This window comes from Tissierella pigra, assembly GCF_009695605.1.
Classification (GTDB): Bacteria; Bacillota; Clostridia; order Tissierellales; family Tissierellaceae; genus Tissierella; species Tissierella pigra.
Genome location: NZ_VUNQ01000002.1, coordinates 54564 through 79841, shown reverse-complemented (window position 1 = coordinate 79841; position 25278 = coordinate 54564). Strand labels below are relative to the sequence as shown.

The window sequence follows — 25278 nt, the reverse complement described above, 5'->3', positions numbered from 1 at the left end:
AAAACCATAATTTTGGTACTCTGCTTATATTAGTTATTCACTAAAAGGGGGTCTATTGTGGATAAATTAACTGAACTCAGAGATAGTTTTGAAATGCTTGTGGATATTTTAAATTATGCTTATGAAGGTTATGTATTAGTTGACCCTAACGGTAGAATTGTTAAAATGAACTATGAAAAACTTATGGGTATAAAGGAAGAAGACGCCATAGGTAAACCTGTGGAAGAGGTAATTGAAAATACTCGTATGCATATTGTAGTAAGGACAGGGAAAAAGGAACTAAGAGATGTTCAAAGAATTCAAGGGCACGATATGATTACAAACCGTATTCCTATAATCAAACAAGAAAAGATAATAGGTGCTGTAGGTACAGTGCTTTTTAAAGATATAAGCGAAGTAAAGGAGTTGGCACACCAACTCCTTGATTTGCAGTCAAAGATAAATAAGTATAAGGGTGAAATCGAAAGGATAGAAGGTACAAAATATTCTTTTCACAGTATAATTACTAGAAATCCAAAGATGGAATATTTAAAAAAGGTAGGAAAAATGGCATCAGAGACTAATTCCACAGTATTGATTACAGGAGAATCAGGTACTGGAAAGGAATTATTTGCTCATGCCATTCATAGGGCCAGTTACAGAAAGGAAGAAGCATTTATTGCGATTAATTGTGCTGCAATTCCAAAGGAATTATTGGAGTCTGAACTATTTGGTTATGACAGCGGTGCATTTACAGGAGCTAGAAAAGATGGTAAACCTGGAAAATTTGAGCTTGCCTCTGGTGGTACAATATTTTTAGATGAAATCGGAGATATGCCTTTAGAGATGCAAGCAAAAATACTTAGAGTACTGGAATCTAAGGAATTTGAAAGAATAGGCGGTAATAAGAAGATTGGCTTTGATGTGAGAGTAATAGCTGCCACAAATGAAAATATTGAGGAATCTGTAAAAAAAGGTAAGTTTAGAGAAGATTTATATTATAGGTTAAATGTAATATCTATAGAGATTCCACCCCTAAGAGAACGAATGGAAGATATAGAGATTTTAAGTGAAGATATATTAAATAATTTAATTAAAGAAATGGCAGTAGGAAGAAAAGAATTATCTAAAGAAGCTATGAAAATATTAAAGTCTTATAGTTGGCCGGGAAATGTAAGGGAGTTAAGAAATATACTAGAAAGAGCCATTAATCTTTCAATGGGGAATCTTATATTAGCAGAACATTTACCAGAAAGAATTTTAAATGGAGTAAATTATTTGCCAAATAATATAGAGGACATTATAAAACTTAAAGATACAATTGAAGCAGTGGAAAGGGAGGCCGTTATAAAGGCAATTACACTTACAAAAGGAAATAAAACTTTGGCTGCAGAGAAATTAGGAATACATAGAACAGCTCTTTACAAAAAAATAGACAAGTATAAAATAGAAGATATAGATTATATGTAGCCGTAAGTATACAAAATTCTGAAGAGTGTATATTTATGGCTACACTATTATAGTATAATCAATGAGTTTTGTATATAAATAGCTACAGATATAAAATTAATTTATTTACTCCATTTTGAGTTTTCTAAAGAAATCAGTAAAATCAATCTTTCTAGACTATAGAATATTTATATAAACCTTGGCATAATAATTGCTATTATATAGGGTATGAAATATATACTTATATAGTTTTAAATATAATAATAGGAGGTATTAGAATGAGAGAAGTAGTTATTGCTTCAGCAGTGAGAACACCTATTGGTGCATTTGGTGGTAAATTTAAAGATGTTTCTGCAGTACAATTAGGAACCATAGCAGCTAAGGAAGCTCTAAAAAGAGCTAAAATAGAGCCGCATATGGTTGAAGAGGTTATATTTGGTAATGTACTTCAGGCAGGTTTAGGACAGAATGTTGCCAGACAGGTTTCAGTACATTCAGGTATTCCTATGGAAGTACCATCTTTTACAGTAAATAAAGTTTGTGGTTCAGGTTTAAAAACTGTCCAATTGGCAGCTCAAGCTATTTTAGCAGGAGAAGCAGATATAATATTAGCAGGTGGTACAGAAAACATGAGTCAGGCACCTTATTTATTAAAGTCTGCTAGGTGGGGTCAAAGAATGGGCAATGGAGAAATAGTAGACTATATGGTTGCTGATGGATTATGGGATATTTTCAATGACTATCATATGGGAATTACAGCAGAAAACATAGTGGAAAAATACAGTCTTACTCGTGAGGAGCAAGATGAACTAGCATTGATGAGCCAAAATAAAGCAGAAGAAGCAATAAAAAGTGGTAGATTCAAGGAAGAAATAGTTCCAGTGGAAATTCCTCAAAGAAAAGGTGACCCTATAGTTGTAGATACAGATGAATACCCAAGATTTGGTGCTACAATTGAGAGTCTATCAAAACTTAGACCTGCATTTAAAAAAGATGGAACAGTAACAGCAGGAAATGCTTCAGGAATAAACGATGGTGCAGCAGCATTAGTTATAATGAGTAAGGAAAAGGCAGAAGAATTGGGAATTACTCCATTGGCAACTATTGTTTCATATGCTTCAGCTGGAGTAGAACCTTCACTAATGGGTACAGGACCTATTCCTGCAACAAGAAAAGCTTTAGATAAAGCAAATATGACAGTGGAAGATTTAGACCTAATAGAAGCTAACGAAGCCTTTGCTGCTCAAGCCTTATCAGTTATAAAGGATCTTAATCTAGATACTTCTAAAGTAAATGTAAACGGTGGGGCAATAGCTTTAGGTCATCCAATAGGAGCTTCAGGAGCAAGAATATTAGTTACATTACTTCACGGAATGGAGAAGGTAGATGCTAAAAATGGTCTGGCTACTTTGTGTATAGGTGGCGGACAGGGAATTGCTATGATAGTCAAACGCTAGTTAAAAGTCAATAGTGAATAGTTTTTGGGTAAGGCTTTTGGGTTTTTAGGTTAATAGTTTCGAATTTATTCGAAACTTCCATAACTATTCACTATTAAGTTCTTCACTATTCACTAAAAATGAAGGAGGTTATATATATGAACAAAGTTGTATCCATAGATGAAGCCATATCTCATATTAAAGATGGCATGACTATTATGGTAGGTGGATTTTTAGGTTGCGGGTCTCCCCATAAATTAATAGATGCTCTTGTGGAGAAGGGTGTTAAGAATTTAACATTAATTTGTAATGATTCTGGTTTTACTGATATAGGAGTAGGTAAGTTAGTAGTGAATAAACAGATTAAAAAGCTTATAGCTTCACATATTGGAACTAATAAAGAAACTGGAAATCAAATGAATTCTGGTGAAATGGAAGTAGTTTTAGTACCTCAAGGAACTCTTGCAGAACAAGTAAGGGCAGGTGGAGTGGGATTAGGAGGTTTTTTAACCCCAACAGGTGTAGGAACTGTAATTGAAGAGGGTAAGGAGAAGATAGTAATAGATGGAAAAACCTATCTTCTTGAAAAGCCTTTAAGAGCTGATATAGCTTTAGTTGCTGGGGAAACAGTAGATAAATATGGAAATATTGTATATTATGGTGCAACTAGAAACTTTAATACTCTTATGGCTACAGCTGCTGATACAGTTATAGTAGAAGCAGAAAGAGTAGTTGAAGTAGGGGATATTGATCCTAATCATGTTGTTACTCCAGGAATATTTATTAATTACATAGTTAATGGAGGTGAAAAGTAATGGACAAGAAAGAATTCATTGCTAGACGTGTAGCTAAGGAGCTAAAAGATGGAGATGTGGTTAATTTAGGTATTGGTTTACCTACTATGGTAGCAAATTATGTGCCTAAAAACATGAATGTGTCTTTTCAATCAGAAAATGGATTTATAGGGCTGGGACCAGCACCTCTTGAAGGAGAAGAAGACCCTCATATAGTAAATGCAGGAGCTCAATGTGTGACTATTTTGCCAGGAGGAGTGTTCTTCGACTCGGTTACATCCTTTGGAATAATCCGTGGTGGTCATGTGGATATTACTGTTCTTGGTGCATTGCAAGTAGATGAAAAAGGAAATCTTGCTAATTGGATGATACCAGGAAAAATGGTTCCAGGTATGGGAGGAGCTATGGATTTAGTAGTTGGTGCAAAGAAGGTAATAGTGGCCATGGAACATACAGTAAAGGGAAATCATAAGATATTTAAGAAATGTAATCTTCCGTTAACTGCAGCAGGAGAAGTAAATTTAATCATTACTGAAATGGGTGTTATGGAAGTAACATCAAAAGGATTACTGTTAAAGGAGATAAATCCAGAATATACTATAGATGAAATAAAGGCTGCTACAGAGGCAGAACTGATTATTGCTGAAAACCTAATAAGTATGGAAATATAAAAAATGACTCTTAGAATATTCTAAGAGTCATTTTGCTATACTATTTAATATTTATTTGAATATTGTGTTAAACTACTTGCAATAAATGTCAAAATTTTATATAATTGAAACTGTATTTAAAAATATGGGCAGAAGATTCGACAAAATAAACAAAAAAATATCAATCGATGATTATTTATTAATCTAGATTATAAAACTGTATCGGAAGTGATAAAATGAAAAATAAAAATTATAAAGATATTCTTCAAAATGTAGCTTTGGTTAGCCAAATGGGTATATCTATTATAACACCGATTTTATTAGGAGTTTTGTTGGGACAGTTTATTGATAAAAAGCTAGGAACAAACTATGCTTTTTCTATAATATTTATAATTTTAGGTTCTGGGGCTGGTTTTCTGAATATTTTCAAATTAGGAATAAAGCCTGAAAATAAGGAGAAGAAAGATGAATAATGACTTGGTTTTAAAGATAATTAAAAGAGCCATAGTATTAAGCCTAATATCAACTGGAGTAATTCTCTTTATCTTTAAGGATTGGAAGCCTATAGCATTAGGTTTAATATTTGGGACAATCATAAGTATTTTAACTTTTAAACTCCTTCATAATGCCGTAAATAAGTCAGTTACTATGCCACCAAGAATGGCCAATGCTTATAGTGTAGGTCAATATACTGGAAGATTCTTAATATATGGTGCTGTATTGGTGGTGGCGGCTCTAGCGAATTATCTAAATTTCCTTTCTACTTTTATTGGGTTAATTATGATAAGAATAGTTATCTCAGGCTCATTAATATTAGATAGGGAATTTTTAAAAAGATAATAAATTTAAAAAGATTAACTAAATTCATAAAGGAGGGAGGAATAATAATTGGAAGTACTAATCCAAATTGGTGGTAAGGAAATATTTATTCCCGATACTATAGTCAATGTTTGGTTTGTTGCTATTGTTTTAATTGTATTTGCATTGGTAGTCAACAGCAAAATGAAAAAGGCTAAGCTTGATGAAGAACCATCAAATTTCCAATTGATATTGGAGGTTGCAGTAGAAAGTATTGATAATCTAGTTAAGACCACTATGGGTGAGCAGAACTTAGGATTTGCACCCTATATATTTACGCTGATTACGTTTATAATGGCTTCTAATTTATCTGGTTTGTTAGGTATAACAGCCCCAACATCAGATTATTCAGTGACAATATCACTGGCTTTAATTACCTTTGTTTTATCCCAGTATTGGAATTTCAAAAATTCTGGAGGATTATTAGGATATTTAAAAGGTTATACAGAACCCATGGCATTGTTAACACCTTTAAATGTAATTGGTGACTTGGCAAACCCAATATCATTATCTTTCCGTTTATTTGGAAATGTAATGGGTGGAGGTATAATTATGGGATTGTTATATAGTGCATTAGGTTATTTTGCCCCAATAGTAACGGCACCACTGCATATATATTTTGATATATTCTCTGGTGTATTACAATCATTTATATTTACGATGTTATCTATGATATTTATAGGTGGCAAGGAAGCATAATTTTTTAAAACTTGAGAGGAGGATTTTTAATGTTACAAGGTATATCAAATGAAGCTTTTGTTTTAGGGTGTTCTGCAATAGGTGCAGGAATAGCAATGATAGCAGGTTTAGGACCTGGAATTGGACAGGGAATTGCTGCAGGTAAAGGTGCAGAGGCAGTTGGAAGACAACCAGAGGCACAAGGTGATATTACAAGAACCATGTTATTAGGTCAGGCAGTAGCTGAGACAACTGGTATCTACAGTTTAGTAATTGCTATTATTTTATTATTTGTTCGACCATTATTAGCTGGTCTATAGGAAAAACATTTTGAGGGGGATGGGTTTCCCCATCTCAATTAACCCTCAATATAAGGAGGTTTAATTATGAATGTAGTAATAAGGCCTTTGCCTATTTTGTCATCCATGATAATATCCTGGGTGGCTCTTCTATTACTTTACCTCATTCTTAGAAAGTTTTTATATAAACCAGTTTCAACATTCTTACAGAATAGGAAAGATAAAATTCAGACTGATATTCAAGAAGCTGAAGGTTTAAAAAATGAAGCTGTGTTGCTAAAAAATGAATATGAATCAAGAATTAGCCTTGCTAAGAAAGAAAGTAATGAAATCATCGAAGGTGCTAGAAAACGTGGAGAAGAATTAAAAGAAGATATTATAGAAGAAGCTAGACGTGAAGCTGAAAATATAGTATCTAGAGCAAGAAAGGAAATAACTCGTGAAAGAGAAATGGCCTTCCAAAATATCAAATCCCAAGCTGGTGAAATAGCTTTACTTATTGCTTCCAAAATAATGGAAGAAGAAATCAATAATGATAAGCAAGGAAAACTAATCGATAAATTTATTGATGAGGTAGGTAATCAAGAATGGCAAAGTTAGTTAGCAGCAGATATGCGTTAGCTTTATTTGAAGCAGGACTTGATATGGATAGGAACAATGAGTTTAATAAAGAGTTAGATTTTTTAAAAGCAGTATTTGAAAGTGAAGCTAAACTTCTTCAAATATTTAATCATCCAAGAATTAGTAAAAGTGAGAAAAAAAGTTTAATAGATAATATCTTCAAAGGAAAATTATCTGAGGAAATGATTAACTTCTTATATATCATAGTAGATAAGAGAAGAGAAGGGTTTATCTTAGATATAATAGAAAAATATAAAGAAATATTTAACGAACATGAAAATATACTAAATGTTGTTGCTATAACAGCTATTCCTATGAAAGAAAGTTCTAAAGAAAAGCTAAAATCAGTTTTATCCAGCAGGTTAAATAAGAAAGTAGAACTTTCAAATAAAGTAGATAAAACTGTAATTGGTGGAGTTTTACTGCGTGTTGAAAACAGGATTATAGACGGTACAGTAAAAGGACAATTAGAATCCATAGGCAAAGCTCTGATAGTATAACAAACTAGCAAGGAGTGAGGTGAAAAAATGGAGTTAAGACCAGAAGAAATAAGTTCCATTATTAAGGAACAAATTAAAAGATATGAAAAGACTTTGGAAATGGTAGATATAGGTACAGTTATTCAAGTAGGAGATGCCATAGCTAGAATCCATGGTCTAGAAGGATGTATGGCTGGAGAGCTTATTGAGTTTCCAGGTGAAGTATTTGGTATGGTAATGAACCTTGAGGAGGATAATGTTGGTTGTGTTCTTTTAGGTTCAGATGAAAATATAAGAGAAGGCGATACTGTAAAGAGAACTGGCAGAATCATAGAAGTTCCAGTAGGGGATGCTATGATGGGTAGAGTTGTTAATGCCCTTGGTCAGCCAATAGATGGTAAGGGAGCTATAGCAACTTCTAAGTTTAGTCCTATTGAAAAAATTGCTCCAGGAGTTATCACAAGAAAGAGTGTTAGTGAACCCTTACAAACAGGTATCAAAGCAATAGACTCCATAGTTCCCATAGGTAGAGGACAAAGGGAACTTATAATTGGAGATAGACAAACAGGTAAAACTGCTCTTGCAATAGATACTATTCTTAACCAAAAAGGTGAAGATGTTATTTGTATCTATGTTGCCATAGGACAAAAAAGATCTACAGTGGCTCAAATAGTTGACACATTAGAAAAGCGTGGTGCTATGGACTATACGATTATAGTATCTGCTACAGCTAGTGAATTAGCACCATTACAATATATAGCTCCTTATACAGGAGTAACAATTGCTGAGGAATTTATGGACAATGGTAAGGATGTTTTAATCGTATATGACGATTTATCTAAACATGCTATTGCGTATAGAGCTATGTCTCTGCTTTTAAGAAGACCACCAGGAAGAGAAGCTTTTCCAGGAGATGTATTCTATCTTCACTCAAGGCTTCTTGAAAGGGCGGCAAAATTAGATGATAAATATGGTGGAGGTTCTATAACTGCTTTACCAATTATAGAAACTTTAGCTGGAGATATTACAGCCTATATTCCAACTAACGTTATATCAATTACAGATGGACAGATATTCCTAGAAACTGACTTATTTTTTGCAGGTCAAAGACCAGCTATAAATACTGGACTTTCAGTTTCAAGAGTTGGAGGTTCTGCTCAAATCAAGGCAATGAAAAAAGTTGCAGGTAGGATTAAACTTGAATTAGCTCAATATAGAGAGTTAGCAGCTTTTGCTCAATTTGGATCTGAACTAGATAAGGAAACCAAAGAAAGATTAGACCAAGGGGAAAGAATGCTTCAAATATTAAAGCAGCCTCAATATAGTCCTGTTTCTGTAGAGCATCAAGTTATAATTATTTATGCTGTACTTAATAAACATTTAGCAGATATTCCTGTAGCAAAAATATCGGCTTTTGAAAAGGAATTCCTAAAATTTGTGGACAATAATTATCCAGATATAGTACAAAGTATAAAGACCTCAAAGGATTTAACAGATGATAATATAGAAAGAATAAAACAAGCCTTAGGAGAATTTAAGAAAAATTTTTAATTGTAAATTGTAATTGTAAACAAGATTAATGTGGAAAACATAAGTGAAATTATTCATCTAATAGACCCCACAATTAAAATTAGCAATCAACAATTAACGATTATTTCAAGGTGGTGTAAATTTTGGCTGAAACAACAAGAGAAATTAAAAGGCGAATAAGAGGAATAAGTAACACCAAACAAATTACTAAGGCTATGGAATTGGTTTCTTCTGCAAAACTTAAACGTGCAAGGGAAAGACTAGATAAGTCTAGACCATATTATGAAACAGTCCTTCATAATATTCAAGAAATTTTAGGTTCTACAGGTAATGTAAAGCATCCATTATTAGATATTAGAGAAGTCAAGTCCTCCTTATACATTGTAATAGCAGCTGATAGAGGTTTAGCTGGAGGATATAATGGAGGAGTAATAAGACTAGCAGAGAAAAGAATAAGAGAGCAAAATAAAGATGCTAAAATCATAGCTGTAGGTTCTAAAGCTAGAGACTATTTTACAAAAAGAAACTATAATATAGTTGGTCAATTTATTGGAATTAGTGAAGATCCACAGTTTTCAGATGCTAGAGAAATTGGTAGTTTGGCCATGGACTTATATGAAAACAAGGATGTAGATGAAATAAATCTGGTCTACACCATGTTTAAAGGAACTATTTCTCAAGTGCCTACTATTATAAAATTACTTCCTTCTAATGAAATTGATGAAGAAAAGAAGGAAAGAAAAACCATTACAGAATTTGAACCTTCCCCAGAGGAAGTTTTAGAATATTTGATTCCTAAATATATACAAAGCAGTATCTATGGTGCTCTTATAGAAGCGTCTTCAAGTGAACAGGCAGCTAGAAGAGTTGCCATGGAAGCTGCAACAGATAATGCTGAAGAAATGATTGATGAATTAAACATCAGCTATAATAGAGCAAGGCAAGCTGCCATTACTATGGAAATAACAGAAATTGTATCTGGCGCTGATGCTCTAAAGTAAGATGAAAGGAGAGGGCAAATGGAAAAGAACATTGGAAAAATTGTTCAAGTTATAGGCCCCGTAGTTGATATTCGTTTTGATGAAGATAGTCTGCCAGAACTACTTAATGCTATAGAAATTAATAGAGAAGGTAAAACATTAATAGTAGAGGTAGCACAACACGTAGGTGATGACATTGTTAGATGTATTGCCATGGATTCAACTGATGGACTTGTTAGAGGAATGGAAGCGAAAAATACTGGAAAATCTATTGCTGTACCTGTAGGTAAATCTACTTTAGGTAGACTTTTCAATGTATTAGGTGAAGCTATAGATGGTAAAGGAGAAGTTAAAGCAAAGCAAACTGCACCAATACACAGGGCTGCTCCATCCTTTGAAGAACAAGAGACTTCTAAAGAAATATTTGAAACGGGGATTAAAGTAATAGACCTTATAGCACCTTATTCTAAAGGTGGAAAAATAGGACTATTTGGTGGTGCTGGTGTTGGTAAAACAGTACTTATACAAGAACTAATAAATAATATAGCAACAGAACATGGTGGTTTATCTGTATTTACAGGTGTAGGAGAGAGAACAAGAGAAGGTAATGATCTATATTATGAAATGATTGAATCTGGAGTTATTGAAAAAACAGCTTTAGTATTTGGTCAGATGAATGAGCCACCAGGAGCAAGAATGAGGGTAGCGTTAACTGGTCTTACTATGGCTGAATATTTCAGAGATCAAGAAGGCCAGGATGTACTTTTATTCATAGACAATATATTTAGATTTACTCAAGCTGGTTCAGAAGTTTCTGCATTGCTTGGCAGAATGCCCTCAGCTGTAGGTTATCAGCCAACCTTAGCAACAGAGATGGGTGCTTTACAGGAAAGAATTACATCTACTAAGAAAGGTTCTATTACATCTGTTCAAGCTGTATATGTACCTGCAGATGACTTAACAGACCCAGCACCTGCTACTACTTTTGCTCATTTAGATGCTACAACTGTACTTTCACGTCAGATTTCAGAACTAGGAATTTATCCTGCAGTTGATCCACTGGATTCAACTTCAAGAATCTTAGACCCTGAAGTAGTAGGTGAGGAGCATTATAAAGTAGCCAGAGATGTACAAGAAATTTTACAAAGATATAAGGATCTTCAAGATATTATAGCAATTTTAGGAATGGATGAACTTTCAGATGATGACAAACTAATCGTAGGGAGAGCTAGAAAAGTTCAAAGATTCCTATCACAGCCATTTACAGTAGCAGAACAATTTACAGGTATGGTAGGTAAATATGTACCTATTAGCGAAACTGTAAGAGGATTTAAGGAAATCCTTGAAGGAAAACATGATGATTTACCAGAGTCAGCATTCCTATTTGTAGGTACTATAGATGAGGCTGTAGAAAATGCTAAGAAAATGGAGGATTAATTATGTCTAACTTTCATTTAGATATTGTAACCCCTGATAATCTTTTCTTCTCTGATAAAGTAGAAATGGTTATAGTAAGGGGTATCGATGGGGACTTAGCTGTATTAAAAGGAAGAGCTCCTATCACTACTCCTCTTAGAATTGGAAAGGTAAGAGTATTTCAAGAAGGTAAAGAAAGAGTAGCTGCCATATCAGATGGATATGTTTCTGTTCAGGATGATAAAGTTACCATAGTAACTGAATCAGCAGAATGGCCAGATGATATAGATATAGAAAGAGCTAAGTCTGCAAAAGAAAGAGCAGAAAAGAGACTTAAAGATAGACGTGATAATATAGATATTCATAGAGCAGAGTTAGCCCTTCATCGTGCTATAAATAGAATTGAAGTTTCTCAAATTAAAAAATTTGATTAAAATTTAATTAATATAGGTATAAAAAGTACCCTTCCTTGGTAATACTTTTATCATAGGAATAGGGTACTTTTTAGTTTGAAATGTTTTGTCCCCCTTTACATTTTATTAAAAAGTACCCTTCCTTTAAAATCAAGGAGGGATACAATGAAAAAATTAATTTTATTTGCAATTATTCTATCTTTATTAATTCCAACAATAACAATGGCAGGAAAGAAATACAATGAGGAAGATATTTTACAAGGTATATTACAAAGATTAGAAGGTGAATTTAAAGAGGGAGATTTAAATATGGGGGGAATAATATTAGATAGGCTTATATCTAAAGACGAAATGGAGGATATAAGTAAGAAAGTAATCAATGAATTAGGTATTACTGGAGTTGAAATAGACCCCTATATAGATGATGTGGACATTACAGAAGAAGAAGGAAAATACTTTATAAGACAGTATACTGAAGAGTTTGAGTCTAGACATTTAATAGTATATGGATATGATATAAATAAAAATATGATAGAGTTTACAATAGCTTCATACTCAAGTCCAGACTGTACTCAGGAAGAAACAACTCTTTTTATAAATTTAATAAAACATAAGCAAAATTTTAGTATTAATGGTATAATAGAAAAGGTAACAAGTATTTTTAAAAGCTATGGTAAACCTTTAGAAACTACAACTTGTATTATTGGAACATTAGAGGGAAAAGTATCAGGTAAAGAACTGAAGAAAGACGCAGCTAAATCTGTAATGAAGTATAAGGGAAAAATTGTTGAAGAATATGTAGACGAATCCATAGTTAGTTACACTGCCTATACTCCTCTTATAGAAAGTTCCATATTCTCCGGTGATAAAAAGGTTAACCTAAATTTGGCAGTAAGATACAATGAATATGAAGATAAGACCTATATTTGGATAGGAACGCCTATTATTACCATTGGATACTAAAATTAGGAGGAGATTTGCTTGGAAAAAATAATGGTGGAAAAAAGCCCCCCATTGAAAGGAAGAGTTAGAATATCTGGAGCAAAGAATTCGGCACTTCCAATATTAGCAGCATCTTTGCTAGGTACAGAAGATATAATTTTGGAGGATGTACCAAATCTTAAAGATGTTACAGTGATTTGTGAAGTTCTTAGATCACTTGGGGCAGAAGTTGAACAATTAGATAAAGGCAAAATAAAAATTAATTCTAGAAATATAAATAACTATGAAACTAAATACGAATTAATGAGTAAAATGAGAGCATCTTTTTTAGTTATGGGACCACTTCTTACAAGACTTGGAAGAACTAAAAACTCATTACCTGGTGGATGTGCCATAGGTACTAGACCTATAGATTTGCATTTAAAAGGATTTAAGGCATTAGGTGCAACCATAGATGTAGATCATGGTAATATTACAGCCTATGCGGATAAATTAGTAGGAGATAAAATTTACTTAGACTTTCCTTCTGTTGGAGCTACAGAAAATATAATGATGGCAGCAGTATTAGCAGAGGGAGATACCATATTAGATAATGCAGCAATGGAACCAGAAATAGTAGACTTAGCTAGTTTTTTAAATAAACTAGGAGCAGATATTAAGGGAGCAGGAACATCTACCATAAGAATCAAAGGTGTAGAAAAATTAGGCGGAGGTGTTCATTCTATTATCCCCGATAGAATTGAAGCTGGTACATTTATGGTAGCAGCAGCTATAACTGGTGGAGATATTATTGTAGACAATGTAATCACCAGTCATATAAAACCAGTTATAGCAAAATTAAAAGAAGTAGGCTGTGAAGTAATAGAAAATGGAGATTCAGTTAGAGTAATTGGTACAAAGGATTTAAAAGCAATAGATATAAAAACTTTACCATATCCAGGATTTCCTACAGATATGCAGGCACAATTTATGGCACTTATGAGTCTTTGTAAAGGTACATCAGTATGTATAGAAACTGTTTTTGAAAATAGATTTATGCACGTAGACGAACTAAAGAGAATGGGTGCAGATATAAAAATTGATGGAAGGTCTGCAATTATTCAAGGTGTAAAAAATCTAACATCAGCTCCAGTAAAAGCATCAGATCTACGAGCAGGAGCAGCTTTAGTATTAGCTGGGTTAGTATCTGAAGGAGTTACTGAAATCGATAATATATATCATATAGATAGAGGATATGATAATATAGAAGAGAAATTTACACAATTAGGAGCAATTATATATAGGAAATAAAAAAGTGCCATGGCACTTTTTTTATTTCCTATATTTTTTATCCTTTTTATCTTTTCCTTCGTAATTAGATATATGCAAATTTTATAGTCATATGGACTATAAAATTTGCATATTATATTACATACTAAAGGTAAAGAGGGGGAGAAAATGAAAAAACTTGGAATTTATATTGGGACAGTCTTGATAATAACTATAATATTACCTACAGTTATTGTTAAGACTTTTAATTTTGTACCTAGAGTCAATTCAGTAGTTGGAGAATCCTTAGAAGAGGATAATACAATAGAGACAAATGAAATAACATCAGTTAAGGATCATGAATATGAAGTCATCAAAGTATATAATTCCAAAACTGGAGAAACTGAAGAATTAAAATTAGATGAGTATATAAAAGGTGTAGTTGCAGCAGAAATGCCTGCAGCATTTCATATTGAGGCATTGAAGGCTCAGGCAGTGGCTGCTAGAACCTATGCCATAAGTAGAAGTATAAGGTTTGCTGATGGACATCCAGAACATAAATCTGCTCCTCTTTGTACAGGTATCCACTGTCAGGCGTACTTATCTCTTGAACAGTTGAGAGAACTCCATGGAGAAAGTTGGATGGAGGAATATTGGGGTAAGATTGAAGAATCGGTAAATTCAACTAAGAATTTGGCAATATTTTATAATGGTGAAATTATAGAACCACTATATCACTCCACAGCAGGAGGTAGGACAGAAGACGCCAAAGATGTATTTGCAGTAGAGTCACCTTACTTAAAATCTGTAACTAGTCCCTATGAAGAAGAAGCACCAAAATTTAAAGATATATTGACTTTAACCTTAGATGAATTTATTAAAAAGATTCAATCTAAATATCCTGATGTTAAAATAACTAAGGATAATATACAGGAAAAAATAAAATTAATAGATAGAACATTAACAGGTAGAGTAAAGAAAATTGCCATAGATGGAATTATATTAGAAGGCAGAGATTTAAGAGATTTATTTGCCTTAAACTCAACTAATTTTACCATATCCTTAGATAAAAAATTAAATATAATAGAAATAGAGACTTATGGATATGGTCATGGAGTAGGTATGAGTCAATGGGGTGCCAATGGTATGGGTAAACATGGCAGTACCTATGAGGAAATACTAAAACACTATTATACAGAAGTAGAAATAAAGGAAATAGACAATTAAATAGTTTTGATTATTTAATAGCTCTAATTTTGGTGTTAGAACCAAAATTGGAGTTATTTTTATTTTGATCACTAATAATTGTGAATTTATTGTATGGATTTTTTCAATGTGGAAATACTAGGTAATGGAGGTGGACATATGAAAAATAAATTAATAAAATTAATGGAAAAAGAAGGATTTATCTTAATCTTATTTGTGTGTGTATGTTTAGTTGCAGGAGGTACTTTGTTTTTATCCATGGAAAACATGAATAAGAATAAAAATGTAGGGAATGGGGATTTTACAATTCTAGAAGAAAGTGGAGAGGAAATTTCTCTATATGATGAACATTTTGATTTGATTAATCAGGAAGAAGTAAAGACGGTAAATGCAGAGGATGTGGAGGAGACTGAAGAAGAAAATAAGAATGATGAAGAAGAGTTAGAAGAGATAGAAGAAACTATGGAAATTGAAGAAGTAGAGACTGTAAATAATAATGTTGAAGATGAGGAATTGGAATTTGAAGAAGATGATTATAGAGAGACTCCGGAAATAGTACAAGATACGGCAAATATTTCTATGCCAGTAGAAGGAAATATACTAACTGACTATGCTACAAATACTCTAATATATTCAGAAACTTTAGATGCGTGGGTAGGTCATGAAGCTATTGATATTGAAGCATCAATGGGGACGGCAGTTAAGGCAGCATTAGATGGAGTAGTTAAGGAAGTATATGAAGATGATCTATGGGGAATAGTAATAGTAATAGAGCATGGAAATGGCTTACAAACTAGATATTCTAATTTAGAAACTAAAGAAATGGTAAAAGAAGGACTGGAAGTAAAAAAGGGAGATCATATATCTAAAATAGGAAGTACAGCTAAGGCTGAAATGTTAATGAAACCACATCTTCATTTTGAAGTTATAAAAAATGGAAAATTAGTGGATCCACGTTCTATTAATGATTAGAAGTGCATAAATATTTAGTGAATACCCAAAAAGTCAGGGGGGTTGGTAAGTGAAAGATTATATAGAGGAACGAACACTAGAAGTTGCAAAATATATAATTGCGAATAAAAGTACTGTTCGGGATACAGCTAAAGCTTTTGGGTGCAGCAAATCAACGATTCATAAAGATTTAACAGAAAGATTGCCAAAGATAAATCCAAACTTAGCCGATAGCGTAAAGAACTTATTAGATTTTAATAAGTCAGAGAGACATATAAGAGGCGGAGAAGCAACTAAATTAAAGTATAGCGTATCTAATGAATAAAAGAGTCCCATAGTTGGGACTTTTAAATTTTTTGACAAAAATCTCCAAAAAAAGAAGGAGTTTTAAAATTAATGTAGAATACTATATTAGATAAGGATAAATAAGGAGGTTAGTAGTAACGTGAGAGCGGATATAGGAATAGATTTAGGTACTGCAAGCGTTTTAGTATATGTAAAAGGTAAAGGAGTAGTATTACAAGAACCTTCAGTTGTTGCTATAGATCAAAATACAAACAAGCTTCTAGCAGTTGGAGAAGAGGCTAGAAGAATGTTAGGTAGAACTCCAGGAAATATTACAGCTATTAGACCTATGAGAGATGGAGTAATATCTGATTATGATATAACTGAAAGAATGATAAAATATTTTATACAAAAAGCAATAGGTAAGTATATTTTAAAGCCTAGAGTAATAGTGTGTGTACCTAGTGGAATAACTGAAGTAGAAAAACGAGCAGTTATAGAAGCTAGTACTCAGGCAGGGGCTATAAAAACTTATATAATAGAAGAACCAATTGCTGCTGCCATAGGAGCAGGAGTAGATATTACAGAGCCAACTGGCAATATGGTAATTGATATTGGTGGAGGTACTACAGATGTAGCTGTGATTTCCTTAGGAGGTATTGTTGTTAGTCGTTCCATAAAAATAGCTGGCGATGAATGGGATGAATCTATTTCCAAATATATTAGAAAAAAATTTAATATGATGATAGGAGAAAGATCAGCTGAGGAACTAAAACTCAATATAGGTTCTGCCTATGAGATGGGAGAAGAAAGGTTTAAGGAAGTAAGAGGAAGGAATTTATTAACAGGTCTGCCTATAACTATAAATGTATCCTCAGATGATATGCTTCAAGCTCTTAAAGAACCTATACAAGAAATTATAGATACAGTTCATATAGTTCTTGAAAGAACACCACCAGAATTAGCAGCAGATATTAGTAATAGAGGAATACTTATGACTGGAGGAGGAGCACTTCTTCATGGATTAGATAAGCTGATATCGGAAAGAACGGGAATTCCAGTTCATATAGCAGATGAGCCAGTTTCATCTGTTGCAAGAGGTACAGGTAAGGCATTGGAATGGATACAATACCTTGATTCTAATGTGGTAGAAGCTAGTACACCAAAAAAATATATACGCTAAAGTCTTTTATAAAATCAGCCGATAATATAATAGATATAATGTTTAGGATGTGATGAATATGAATAGAGGTCTATATATTGGAGCTACTTCTTTAGTGACCAACCAAAAAAAGCTAGATGTTTTGTCAAATAATTTAGCCAATGTAAATACAGTAGGATATAAAAAGGATATTTCTCTTTCTGAGTCTTTTCCTGAAAAGTTATTGGTAAAGATGAGTAAAACTCCAGAGTTGAGAAATATACCTGGGGAAAATAACATAACTTATGAAAATAATAATGGAGTTCATACTGCTAGAACAGAAGAAGGATACTTTGTTTTAGAAACTTCTAGGGGAAAGTCTTATGTAAAGGAAATAAAAGTTGTAGCTGATGAAGAAGGGAATTTAAAAACCCATTATAAAGATTTAATGGGTGAGAATAAAACAGATTATGAAAATTATTTAATCGACCAGAGTGGAAACAGAGTACAGCAAGGAGGAGATATGGAAAATCTACTTCAAGGCTTAGTATTTACTCCACCTCCTTATGTTGTAGGTACTATGAGTGGAGGAGTAAGATTTCAGAAGATATTTACTGATTTCACTCATGGTGGAATGATGGATACAGGTGGAAAATTGGATTTAGCCATAAAGGGAGATGGATTTTTCAAAATCCAAGGAGAAGGACAAACTCTATATACTAGAAATGGTTCATTCTCCATAACTGACGGTTATCTTACAGATTTAGATGGCAGAAGAGTACTTGGAAGAAATGGTGCGATTCCTTTAAACGGTGGTAATGTAGATATTTTAGCTAATGGACTCATTCAAGTTGATGGAAATACCATAGATACCTTAGATATAGTTAATATAAATAATAAAGAATTTCTTAGAAAAATGGGAGATAATCTTTTTTATGGAGTAGAAAATGCTAATATAGAAGAAAATCCATTTAATGGAGAAGTATTACAAGGTTATCTTGAAGGTTCTAATATGAACTCAATATCTGGAATGGTTGAAATGATAAATTTACTTAGGGAATTTGAAGCAGGACAAAAGGCAATTAAGATGCAGGATGAAATGTTAGAAAAAGCAGCTACTGAAATAGGAAGGGTGTAAAATAATATGAGATCATTATGGACTGCGGCAACAGGTATGAAGGCACAGCAATTTAATATAGATACTATATCAAATAACTTAGCCAATGTGAATACAACAAGCTATAAAGTACAAAGAGCAGAATTTAAAGATTTATTTTATACAAATCTAAAAAGAGCTAATATAAACGACGAAGGTGGAAGACCGGTAAATTTAGAAGTAGGACATGGTTCTATGCCTGTGGCTACTAAAAGAGACTTTAGAACAGGGTCTTTTATAGATACTCAAAATACCTTTGATTTTGCATTAAATGGAGAAGGTTTCTTTGCAGTGATGATGCCTAATGAAGATATAAGATATACTAGAGATGGTGGATTTAAATTAAGTGTAGATGGAGATGAAGCTACTTTAGTTACTTCAGAAGGATATTTTGTACTTAGTGAAGATGAGGATTTAATTACTTTTGATTTAGGATTAAAGGATATAACTGTTGATGAACTAGGATATGTCTATGGATTAGATGAAGATGATGAAAATGTTGAGATAGGAAGACTAATGTTAGTTAATTTTATGAATCCAGAGGGGCTTCAAGCTGAAGGACAAAACCTTTACAGAGCAACAACTGCTTCGGGAGAAGAAATTTTACTAGAAGCAGAAGAAATGAGTACGAAAGTAGTTCAAGGATATTTAGAAGCATCAAATGTTCAAGTTGTAGACGAAATGGTAAAGATGATTACAGCTCAAAGAGCATATGAAATTAATTCAAAGACCATATCTACTTCTGACGAAATGATGCAGATTGCAAATAATTTAAAAAGATAATAGGTGATTAGATGAATATATTACCAAATAATAATATTATAAATGTAGATAAAGATCCTTCCATGATTCAGAAAAAGGCAGAAAACCTTAAAGATGGCGAAGATAAGGAATTAATGGAAGTATGTAAGGAATTTGAAAGTATATTTACCTATATGATGTTAAAAGAAATGAAAAAAACTGTTCCAGATAATAATGGCTTCATAGAAAAATCTCAAGGAACTCAAATATTTGAGGAAATGTACTTAGAGGAATTATCTAAGGAGATGTCCAACGGAAATAATGGTATAGGAATAGCAAAGATGCTTTATGAACAATTTAAAAATGGAAATGTAAGATTGTAAATTTGCAAATAAAAACAACTCCGATTTCTGATTATCAGAAATCGGAGTTGTTTTTATTTTACTTTGACTCCCGGTTTTTCAAATAAGGGGGAAATTGTATAAGTCATATTCTTGCCATTTACCACAAATTCTACAATACCTAAGTCGTATATTTCATCAGCTTTTGTTGGTGTTTTTGTATTTAGAGAAATATATCTTATACCATCTTTTAAATCAGAAGCATTATAGCTTCCACCATGGACTACGAATACATTTTTACCTCTCTCGTGGGCTTCTACTAAATAACTGTGAAGTAAATCTGCTTCTAGTTTATCTTCAAATCCATTATCTCCAAATATTGGAGTAGTAAAGAATAGTACAATATTATCTTCCTGTATTTTAGATAAATCATTTTTAAGATTATTCCATTGACTAGCATTAGTTGCCCTAATACCTTTTTTGTCAGTATTTACACTTATGAAAACAACCTCTTTATGTTTATCCTTTTTATAACCACTTGAAGCGTCTATTCTTGCATAGTTGTTTAATCCATTTGAAAATTCTTTTGATACGCTATTTAAGAAAACAGCTATTTTACTTTTATTTATTCTAGCTTTAATTTTTGAACTAGCATCATATTTTACAAGTTCATCTAATTTCTTTGGTTCTGCTGCTACAGCAAATGTAAAACCATTATCTTCAACATTGGACTTAACATTTTTATCATCTTTTAATGAGCTTGGTGTAGGCATTACTACATTGCCTAATGTAGGTGGATAAAAAGCTGTTAATCCATCAAGTAATAATTCTCCTGCTGGTGCTTTTAAACTATCTGTTTCCACAGGATAAATTCGTTCTAAAATAATAGGGTATGAAATATTAGAAGGAATTGTAGCTTCTACAAATCTCCAGTCACTAAAATCTATATTCTTTGTAAAGTCTATAGTATGTTCTTTTCCTTTACTGTCCTTTAAAGTACCTCTTAGCCATGTACCACTACCATCGCCTTTAACCCAAATACCAAGTTTCTTTGGCACACCAGCTATAGTTAGTCCCTTTTTATCTCCTGTTCCGAAATTAATATAAGCAGCTCTAGTACCAGTTCCACCAGAGAAATCATATTTTAGAGATAGTGAAGATTTACCCTCTTTTACATCCTGACTTAAAGATACACTACCTTTTACTGCATCTGGGTATGGTGAGAAATGTATATTGTTAATACTTTCAAAGCTTTCAACTAGTTTACCAGAACTACCTACAGTTACTATAATATTTTTAACTCCGTCTCCTAACTTTGCAGTTAGAACTCCAGCTTGAGATTTGTCACCACTATGGAAGACCCCGTTATTTACAGTTCCAATATTGTTAATAGTTGTGAATTCAATGTCTTTAGGATATATTTTGGCTTGATAGCCATTTTTATCTTTACCATTAAAAACAGGCAAAGTTCTTTCACTATTTAAGTCCATATTGAAATTGGATAAATCAGTAGTTAAGTCTCTAACGGGACCTAATACCTTAACTTCTGTAGAAGCAGTTATACCATCATAATTGGCACTGATCTTAGCAACACCTTCTGAAAGAGCTTTAAAATTGTTGCCATCTATAGTTCCCTCTACACCTTCGTGAGTGAATATTAGTTTAGATTTATCTATTGCAACTGGATTATGATATTCATCATAGCCTTTTACTGTAAAGTCTCTTGAAGTATTTAAAAACATATTTGAATCATCAGTTGATACTTTAATATATGATAGTTCTCCTACTGGAGCATTGGAAAATACTCCAACTCCATTTACTACAAGTCTTTCAGTTCCTTCAGATGGTTTGTTTACTACAGTGGCTTTTTGCTCATCAATTGGCTTTATTGCCATAGTAGTTGAACCACCGCCATCTAGATTTAATCCATTATATGCCCCTAAGTCTCTTAGAATTGCACCAAACATTTCTTGGCTGACTCCTTTGAAGGATTTATCCCTTCCGTCTATAGTTACTAAAATAAGTTCTTTTCCGTCTTGACTAATTCCGATTCCAGTTCTAGGAGCATTTCCTTGAGAGTTAATATTTGTAAGGGACAATTCCCCATCTTTAAGTATAATACTTCCGCCACCTATGGCAAATTTGATTTCATCAGTACTTGGAGAAGTGGCTAATTTAAGATCTATAGGATCGCCTACGGCAAATTGATCTAATCCTTGCTTTCTTTCTTCTCCTCTTACAGCTAAAACATATCCGTTTTGAGGTATGTTAACTGCTTCTTTTCCAATTCTTACATCTGTTACTACATCATCTTCTACTACAACTTCTACTAAATCTGAATGAAATTTGTTTCCTATGGATTTAGTGCCCCAATTTTTATCTAAAAGCGTTAAAACCTCAAAGTTAGTAGTTACCTTATTTATTGCATTTATAACAACTTTCTTTCCACTAGATAAGTTAGTAGCCACCATGCTTCTATCTAAATAATCTATTTTAGCATTATTTAAAAAGTCTATGAAGAAGGTAGGAAGAGCATAGTCCTTTTCTATAGGAGAAGATATTATTGTACCATCATTAATTAAAGTTCCTAAAGAAGATGGTAGAGGAGCGTAATTGAAATAGTCTCCATTTATTCCAGCTACAGCATCATGTTTCTCCACTAGGGAACTAACTTTGTCTCTATTTGGAATGCCATTCGGATTAAATAGACCTTTTATTTCAGTATAAGGGTCTAGCAAATCTATTCTAAGTACATTTATATTCCACCATCCAGAAGTGGTAAAACGCATTATTTTTTCATAGACCACTCCAGAAGAAATATTATGTTTTTCTACATTCTCATATATAGAATATGGCATGTTTACAGTAATTTTAGCAGCAAGAGCTGGACCAGTTGAAGTAAATACAGTTGTAGCAGCTAAAATAGACACAAAAACCTTTTTAATATTTTTTTTCATTAAATCACCTCATTATAATTTACCTTTTTTTCCTAATCTGCCTAAGATTGCTTGTCCAAGTATTATTATATAGTTTAAATATATCAATTGGGTTACAATTATATTACAAGTTAGGAACAAATGACTATTGACAAAAAAATAAAAAAGAATTAAACTTTTGTTTAATTCTTTTTTTATGGTCGGGGTGAGAGGATTTGAACCCCCGGCCCCATGGTCCCAAACCACGTGCGCTACCAAACTGCGCTACACCCCGACATTTAATTGTTTGTTGTGTCTGTGTCACTCACTCGACTATTATAGTATACGATGGATTGGATAAAAATGCAATAGGTTAAATTAGTCTGTATATAGCCAAAAATGGTGATATATAGATTGAAATTAAGATTATATAGATAAATTGAAGTATATCTATAAATATCTAGATATATCTCTAAAAATATGTGAATTTATAAAGGAATATTTAAAACAGGACAAAAAATCTTATGTTTTCTGTCCTGTCTTTAGAGTTAGTATTTAAGTTTTGATATGTCTCTATACATTTCTTCTGATAATTTTAGTAAATTCTTTGAGGCAAGTTCAATTTCTGACATGGCAGATATTTGTTCCTCAATAGATGCTGAAGTTTCCTGTGTTCCAGCAGCATTTTCTTCTGAAATTGCAGATAAACTTTCAATAATATTTATTATTTCTTCTTTTTTATTATTCATTTCATTACCAGAAGAATTTACATTTTCAATTGCTGCTCCAATTTTTTCAATAGCCTTTGCAATACCTTCAAATTTATCATTAGTAGTTTCTACACTTACTCTTTGCAGTTCTGTAGATTCTTTTACTTTTTCAACATTACCTACTGCATACTCTGTTTCTTTTGTTAGATCTTCTATTATATTTACTATTTCCTTAGTAAATTCATTGGAGTTCTCCGCTAATTTACGGATTTCATCTGCAACAACTGCAAAACCTCTTCCATGCTCACCAGCACGAGCTGCTTCTATGGCAGCATTAAGAGCCAAAAGATTTGTTTCCCTAGCTATGTTTTGAATCATATAACTGGCATTGTGGATTTTCTCAGTACTACGATTTGTATTTAAAATAATTTGATTTATCTCTTCTACAGAATCTTGATTCATTTTAGTTTTTTTTACTAATTCTTTAATTATTGCACTACCTTCATCCTTTAATGTTCTGACTTCATCTGTAGTTTTATTTAGTTCTTCAACATATTCTTGGTTTTTTTCTATAAGGTTTCCTAATACATTTATACTTACGGCACCTTTTTCTGTATCTCCTGCTTGGTCATATGCTCCTCGAGCTATTTCTTGCACGGTATTGGCAATTTCTTGGGATACCATAGTTGTTTGAGTACTGGTAGAAGCCAATTTTTCTGATGCAAGTTTTAAGTTATCAGATATATTATACATATCACTAAGAAGTTTTTTAATAAAGCTTTGTAAATTCCCTAGAGAATTAGAAATTTCTCCAAACTCATCTCTTTTACTAAGGAACTTATGAGATAGGATATTGGTAAAATCTCCAGATGCCATTAGATTTAAATGATTTTTTGCTATATTAAGACTATCTGAAATGGTTTTAGATATAAGAAACAATACGGTTCCCAAAATAATAAAGGAAATGGCACCTACAATTAAAACAATAATCATATTTCTATTAATTGCATCATTGGTATCTTTCATAGATAAAGCTATATTCAAAGCACCTGAAAACTTTCCATTTATATTAGCAGGAACTACGAACTCATAGACTTCTTCTCCATTATCAAATATGGAGGAATAGCCTGTTCTTTCATTTATTGCCTCAATAATATTACTATCACTTATTTCTGTACCAATTTTATCACTATTACTATGAGCTATTATTTTATTATTAGGATCTATAAATCCAGCATAAACTATACTAGAATCTCTGGACAAATCATCTATAAGTTTTTGATATTGAAATTTTTCAGTTAATTCATGGACTTTATCGGCAGAAATAGCAACCTGAACAAATGCTCCACCTTGTCCCTTTATTGCTCCAAATTTATAGTAAGAACCATTTTCAGATGCTGCATCTTGTCTAATATCTTTTTCTATCATTTCGAGATCAGAACTTTGCATAAAGTTAGCTAATGGATGATCAGAAGGTACAATCCATCCAATATCTCCACGAACTGTTGAGTATATCATTTCCATATTTTCATTATACCAATAGATATTATCTATAATAGAACTTTCTTTAATATTATCTAGGAGTTCATTACTTAAATTATCTTGGTTTTTTATTACTGAATTTGCTGTAGCTCTCATGTTTTTTTCCAATACTTCAGTAATTGCCATAATAGAGCTTTCATTATCATTCATTCTACTTATTACTTGGTTTGCTAACTGAAAACCACTGGTTTTCTTTGCATTTAATATATTCCTCTTAAACAAATAAGAGGTCCCACCTTCAATTACTAGTATTGTAATAAATAGAAATACTAAGGGAACTACAATTAACTTAAATTTAATGGTTTTTGAATTCTTACTTTTTTGATTTTCCACGTTGTCAAGGTTTTCCTCACTAGGTTGAGATACTTTAAAGCTTGGCATTTTGGGTGTTAAATTTTCTTTTTTAAATTTTTTCATCTTTAGCTTTTTCACCTTATCATCTCCTATGTTATTTTGTAATTAAAGGTTTAACTAATATATACCGTATATTGATTATTTTACCATAAATAAAGCAAGTT

At 32.5% G+C, this 25278-nt stretch carries 25 protein-coding genes and 1 tRNA gene; 23 read left to right on the top strand and 3 right to left on the bottom strand.

Features of this window, described 5'->3' with window-relative positions; all coding sequences use genetic code 11:
- Positions 1-57 precede the first annotated feature (57 nt).
- The 23 genes from FYJ83_RS01655 to FYJ83_RS01545 all read left to right on the top strand — a co-directional run bounded on the left by FYJ83_RS01655 (position 58) and on the right by FYJ83_RS01545 (position 19635).
- Positions 58-1449, top strand: coding sequence for a sigma-54 interaction domain-containing protein (locus tag FYJ83_RS01655; RefSeq protein WP_326828278.1), 1392 nt, complete (start codon positions 58-60; stop codon positions 1447-1449).
- A 257-nt stretch (positions 1450-1706) separates the two neighbouring features.
- Complete coding sequence (locus FYJ83_RS01650; protein ID WP_154438453.1) at positions 1707-2885, top strand: acetyl-CoA C-acetyltransferase; 1179 nt, start codon at positions 1707-1709, stop codon at positions 2883-2885.
- A 137-nt stretch (positions 2886-3022) separates the two neighbouring features.
- The gene (atoD, locus tag FYJ83_RS01645) at positions 3023-3679 is read left to right on the top strand and encodes an acetate CoA-transferase subunit alpha (protein ID WP_154438451.1); all 657 of its coding nucleotides are present in this window, start codon (positions 3023-3025) and stop codon (positions 3677-3679) included.
- Positions 3679-4329: a 3-oxoacid CoA-transferase subunit B gene (locus tag FYJ83_RS01640; protein ID WP_154438449.1), complete on the top strand. Its 651-nt coding sequence runs from the start codon at positions 3679-3681 to the stop codon at positions 4327-4329. Before atoD ends, FYJ83_RS01640 begins: the two co-directional genes overlap by 1 nt.
- Before the next feature lie 215 nt (positions 4330-4544).
- Positions 4545-4781 (top strand): AtpZ/AtpI family protein, encoded by a 237-nt coding sequence (locus FYJ83_RS01635; RefSeq protein WP_154438447.1) that lies wholly within the window; start codon positions 4545-4547, stop codon positions 4779-4781.
- Positions 4774-5148, top strand: a complete 375-nt coding sequence (locus FYJ83_RS01630; protein WP_154438445.1) for an ATP synthase subunit I — start codon at positions 4774-4776, stop codon at positions 5146-5148. The genes FYJ83_RS01635 and FYJ83_RS01630 overlap by 8 nt, the downstream gene beginning before the upstream one ends.
- A gap of 48 nt (positions 5149-5196) precedes the next feature.
- Positions 5197-5865 carry a F0F1 ATP synthase subunit A gene (gene atpB, locus FYJ83_RS01625; RefSeq protein ID WP_154438443.1) on the top strand — a complete coding sequence of 223 codons (669 nt, stop codon included), beginning with the start codon at positions 5197-5199 and terminating at the stop codon, positions 5863-5865.
- Positions 5866-5894: 29 nt separating this feature from the next.
- Positions 5895-6164 (top strand): ATP synthase F0 subunit C, encoded by a 270-nt coding sequence (atpE, locus tag FYJ83_RS01620; RefSeq protein ID WP_154438441.1) that lies wholly within the window; start codon positions 5895-5897, stop codon positions 6162-6164.
- Positions 6165-6230: 66 nt separating this feature from the next.
- Positions 6231-6743, top strand: a complete 513-nt coding sequence (atpF, locus tag FYJ83_RS01615; RefSeq protein WP_154438439.1) for a F0F1 ATP synthase subunit B — start codon at positions 6231-6233, stop codon at positions 6741-6743.
- Positions 6731-7264, top strand: coding sequence for a F0F1 ATP synthase subunit delta (locus tag FYJ83_RS01610; protein WP_154438437.1), 534 nt, complete (start codon positions 6731-6733; stop codon positions 7262-7264). The genes atpF and FYJ83_RS01610 overlap by 13 nt, the downstream gene beginning before the upstream one ends.
- 27 nt (positions 7265-7291) lie before the next feature.
- Entirely contained in the window at positions 7292-8794 is a 1503-nt protein-coding gene (atpA, locus tag FYJ83_RS01605) for a F0F1 ATP synthase subunit alpha (RefSeq protein ID WP_154438435.1), read from the top strand.
- Positions 8795-8916: 122 nt separating this feature from the next.
- Entirely contained in the window at positions 8917-9774 is an 858-nt protein-coding gene (atpG, locus tag FYJ83_RS01600; RefSeq protein ID WP_154438433.1) for an ATP synthase F1 subunit gamma, read from the top strand.
- Positions 9775-9792: 18 nt separating this feature from the next.
- Positions 9793-11190 (top strand): F0F1 ATP synthase subunit beta, encoded by a 1398-nt coding sequence (gene atpD, locus FYJ83_RS01595; RefSeq protein ID WP_154438431.1) that lies wholly within the window; start codon positions 9793-9795, stop codon positions 11188-11190.
- Between the two features lie 2 nt (positions 11191-11192).
- Entirely contained in the window at positions 11193-11603 is a 411-nt protein-coding gene (locus FYJ83_RS01590; protein ID WP_154438429.1) for a F0F1 ATP synthase subunit epsilon, read from the top strand.
- A 144-nt stretch (positions 11604-11747) separates the two neighbouring features.
- The gene (locus FYJ83_RS01585; RefSeq protein ID WP_154438427.1) at positions 11748-12545 is read left to right on the top strand and encodes a YwmB family TATA-box binding protein; all 798 of its coding nucleotides are present in this window, start codon (positions 11748-11750) and stop codon (positions 12543-12545) included.
- Positions 12546-12563: 18 nt separating this feature from the next.
- A complete protein-coding gene (murA, locus tag FYJ83_RS01580; RefSeq protein ID WP_154438425.1) occupies positions 12564-13814 on the top strand; it encodes a UDP-N-acetylglucosamine 1-carboxyvinyltransferase in 1251 nt (416 codons plus the stop codon).
- Positions 13815-13961: 147 nt separating this feature from the next.
- Complete coding sequence (gene spoIID / locus FYJ83_RS01575; RefSeq protein ID WP_154438423.1) at positions 13962-14999, top strand: stage II sporulation protein D; 1038 nt, start codon at positions 13962-13964, stop codon at positions 14997-14999.
- Positions 15000-15137: 138 nt separating this feature from the next.
- On the top strand, positions 15138-15950 hold the full coding sequence (locus FYJ83_RS01570; protein ID WP_195837882.1) for a M23 family metallopeptidase: 813 nt from the start codon (positions 15138-15140) through the stop codon (positions 15948-15950).
- A gap of 49 nt (positions 15951-15999) precedes the next feature.
- The gene (spoIIID, locus tag FYJ83_RS01565; RefSeq protein WP_216585643.1) at positions 16000-16254 is read left to right on the top strand and encodes a sporulation transcriptional regulator SpoIIID; all 255 of its coding nucleotides are present in this window, start codon (positions 16000-16002) and stop codon (positions 16252-16254) included.
- Between the two features lie 120 nt (positions 16255-16374).
- On the top strand, positions 16375-17397 hold the full coding sequence (gene mreB, locus FYJ83_RS01560) for a rod shape-determining protein MreB (protein WP_326828277.1): 1023 nt from the start codon (positions 16375-16377) through the stop codon (positions 17395-17397).
- A 58-nt stretch (positions 17398-17455) separates the two neighbouring features.
- On the top strand, positions 17456-18493 hold the full coding sequence (locus FYJ83_RS01555) for a flagellar hook-basal body protein (RefSeq protein WP_195837881.1): 1038 nt from the start codon (positions 17456-17458) through the stop codon (positions 18491-18493).
- A gap of 6 nt (positions 18494-18499) precedes the next feature.
- Positions 18500-19294, top strand: coding sequence for a flagellar basal-body rod protein FlgG (gene flgG, locus FYJ83_RS01550; protein ID WP_154438418.1), 795 nt, complete (start codon positions 18500-18502; stop codon positions 19292-19294).
- Positions 19295-19305: 11 nt separating this feature from the next.
- Entirely contained in the window at positions 19306-19635 is a 330-nt protein-coding gene (locus FYJ83_RS01545) for a rod-binding protein (RefSeq protein ID WP_154438416.1), read from the top strand.
- Between the two features lie 53 nt (positions 19636-19688).
- Here FYJ83_RS01545 and FYJ83_RS01540 read toward each other — a convergent pair whose 3' ends face one another.
- The 3 genes from FYJ83_RS01540 to FYJ83_RS01530 form a co-directional block, all read right to left on the bottom strand.
- On the bottom strand, positions 19689-22550 hold the full coding sequence (locus FYJ83_RS01540) for a phosphodiester glycosidase family protein (RefSeq protein WP_154438414.1): 2862 nt from the start codon (positions 22548-22550) through the stop codon (positions 19689-19691).
- A gap of 176 nt (positions 22551-22726) precedes the next feature.
- Positions 22727-22803: transfer RNA gene (locus FYJ83_RS01535), tRNA-Pro, on the bottom strand.
- Between the two features lie 253 nt (positions 22804-23056).
- A complete protein-coding gene (locus tag FYJ83_RS01530; protein ID WP_154438412.1) occupies positions 23057-25192 on the bottom strand; it encodes a methyl-accepting chemotaxis protein in 2136 nt (711 codons plus the stop codon).
- Positions 25193-25278: the final 86 nt, after the last annotated feature.

Excerpts from the sequence above, each read along its gene's own strand:
- FYJ83_RS01650 (WP_154438453.1), top strand. The coding sequence starts at position 1,707 with ATGAGAGAAGTAGTTATTGCTTCAGCAGTGAGAACACCTATTGGTGCA.
- atoD (WP_154438451.1), top strand. The coding sequence starts at position 3,023 with ATGAACAAAGTTGTATCCATAGATGAAGCCATATCTCATATTAAAGAT.
- FYJ83_RS01640 (WP_154438449.1), top strand. The coding sequence starts at position 3,679 with ATGGACAAGAAAGAATTCATTGCTAGACGTGTAGCTAAGGAGCTAAAA.
- FYJ83_RS01635 (WP_154438447.1), top strand. The coding sequence starts at position 4,545 with ATGAAAAATAAAAATTATAAAGATATTCTTCAAAATGTAGCTTTGGTT.
- FYJ83_RS01630 (WP_154438445.1), top strand. The coding sequence starts at position 4,774 with ATGAATAATGACTTGGTTTTAAAGATAATTAAAAGAGCCATAGTATTA.
- atpE (WP_154438441.1), top strand. The coding sequence starts at position 5,895 with ATGTTACAAGGTATATCAAATGAAGCTTTTGTTTTAGGGTGTTCTGCA.
- atpF (WP_154438439.1), top strand. The coding sequence starts at position 6,231 with ATGAATGTAGTAATAAGGCCTTTGCCTATTTTGTCATCCATGATAATA.
- FYJ83_RS01610 (WP_154438437.1), top strand. The coding sequence starts at position 6,731 with ATGGCAAAGTTAGTTAGCAGCAGATATGCGTTAGCTTTATTTGAAGCA.
- atpA (WP_154438435.1), top strand. The coding sequence starts at position 7,292 with ATGGAGTTAAGACCAGAAGAAATAAGTTCCATTATTAAGGAACAAATT.
- atpD (WP_154438431.1), top strand. The coding sequence starts at position 9,793 with ATGGAAAAGAACATTGGAAAAATTGTTCAAGTTATAGGCCCCGTAGTT.
- FYJ83_RS01590 (WP_154438429.1), top strand. The coding sequence starts at position 11,193 with ATGTCTAACTTTCATTTAGATATTGTAACCCCTGATAATCTTTTCTTC.
- FYJ83_RS01585 (WP_154438427.1), top strand. The coding sequence starts at position 11,748 with ATGAAAAAATTAATTTTATTTGCAATTATTCTATCTTTATTAATTCCA.
- spoIID (WP_154438423.1), top strand. The coding sequence starts at position 13,962 with ATGAAAAAACTTGGAATTTATATTGGGACAGTCTTGATAATAACTATA.
- FYJ83_RS01570 (WP_195837882.1), top strand. The coding sequence starts at position 15,138 with ATGAAAAATAAATTAATAAAATTAATGGAAAAAGAAGGATTTATCTTA.
- FYJ83_RS01555 (WP_195837881.1), top strand. The coding sequence starts at position 17,456 with ATGAATAGAGGTCTATATATTGGAGCTACTTCTTTAGTGACCAACCAA.
- flgG (WP_154438418.1), top strand. The coding sequence starts at position 18,500 with ATGAGATCATTATGGACTGCGGCAACAGGTATGAAGGCACAGCAATTT.
- FYJ83_RS01545 (WP_154438416.1), top strand. The coding sequence starts at position 19,306 with ATGAATATATTACCAAATAATAATATTATAAATGTAGATAAAGATCCT.
- FYJ83_RS01540 (WP_154438414.1), bottom strand. The coding sequence starts at position 22,550 with ATGAAAAAAAATATTAAAAAGGTTTTTGTGTCTATTTTAGCTGCTACA.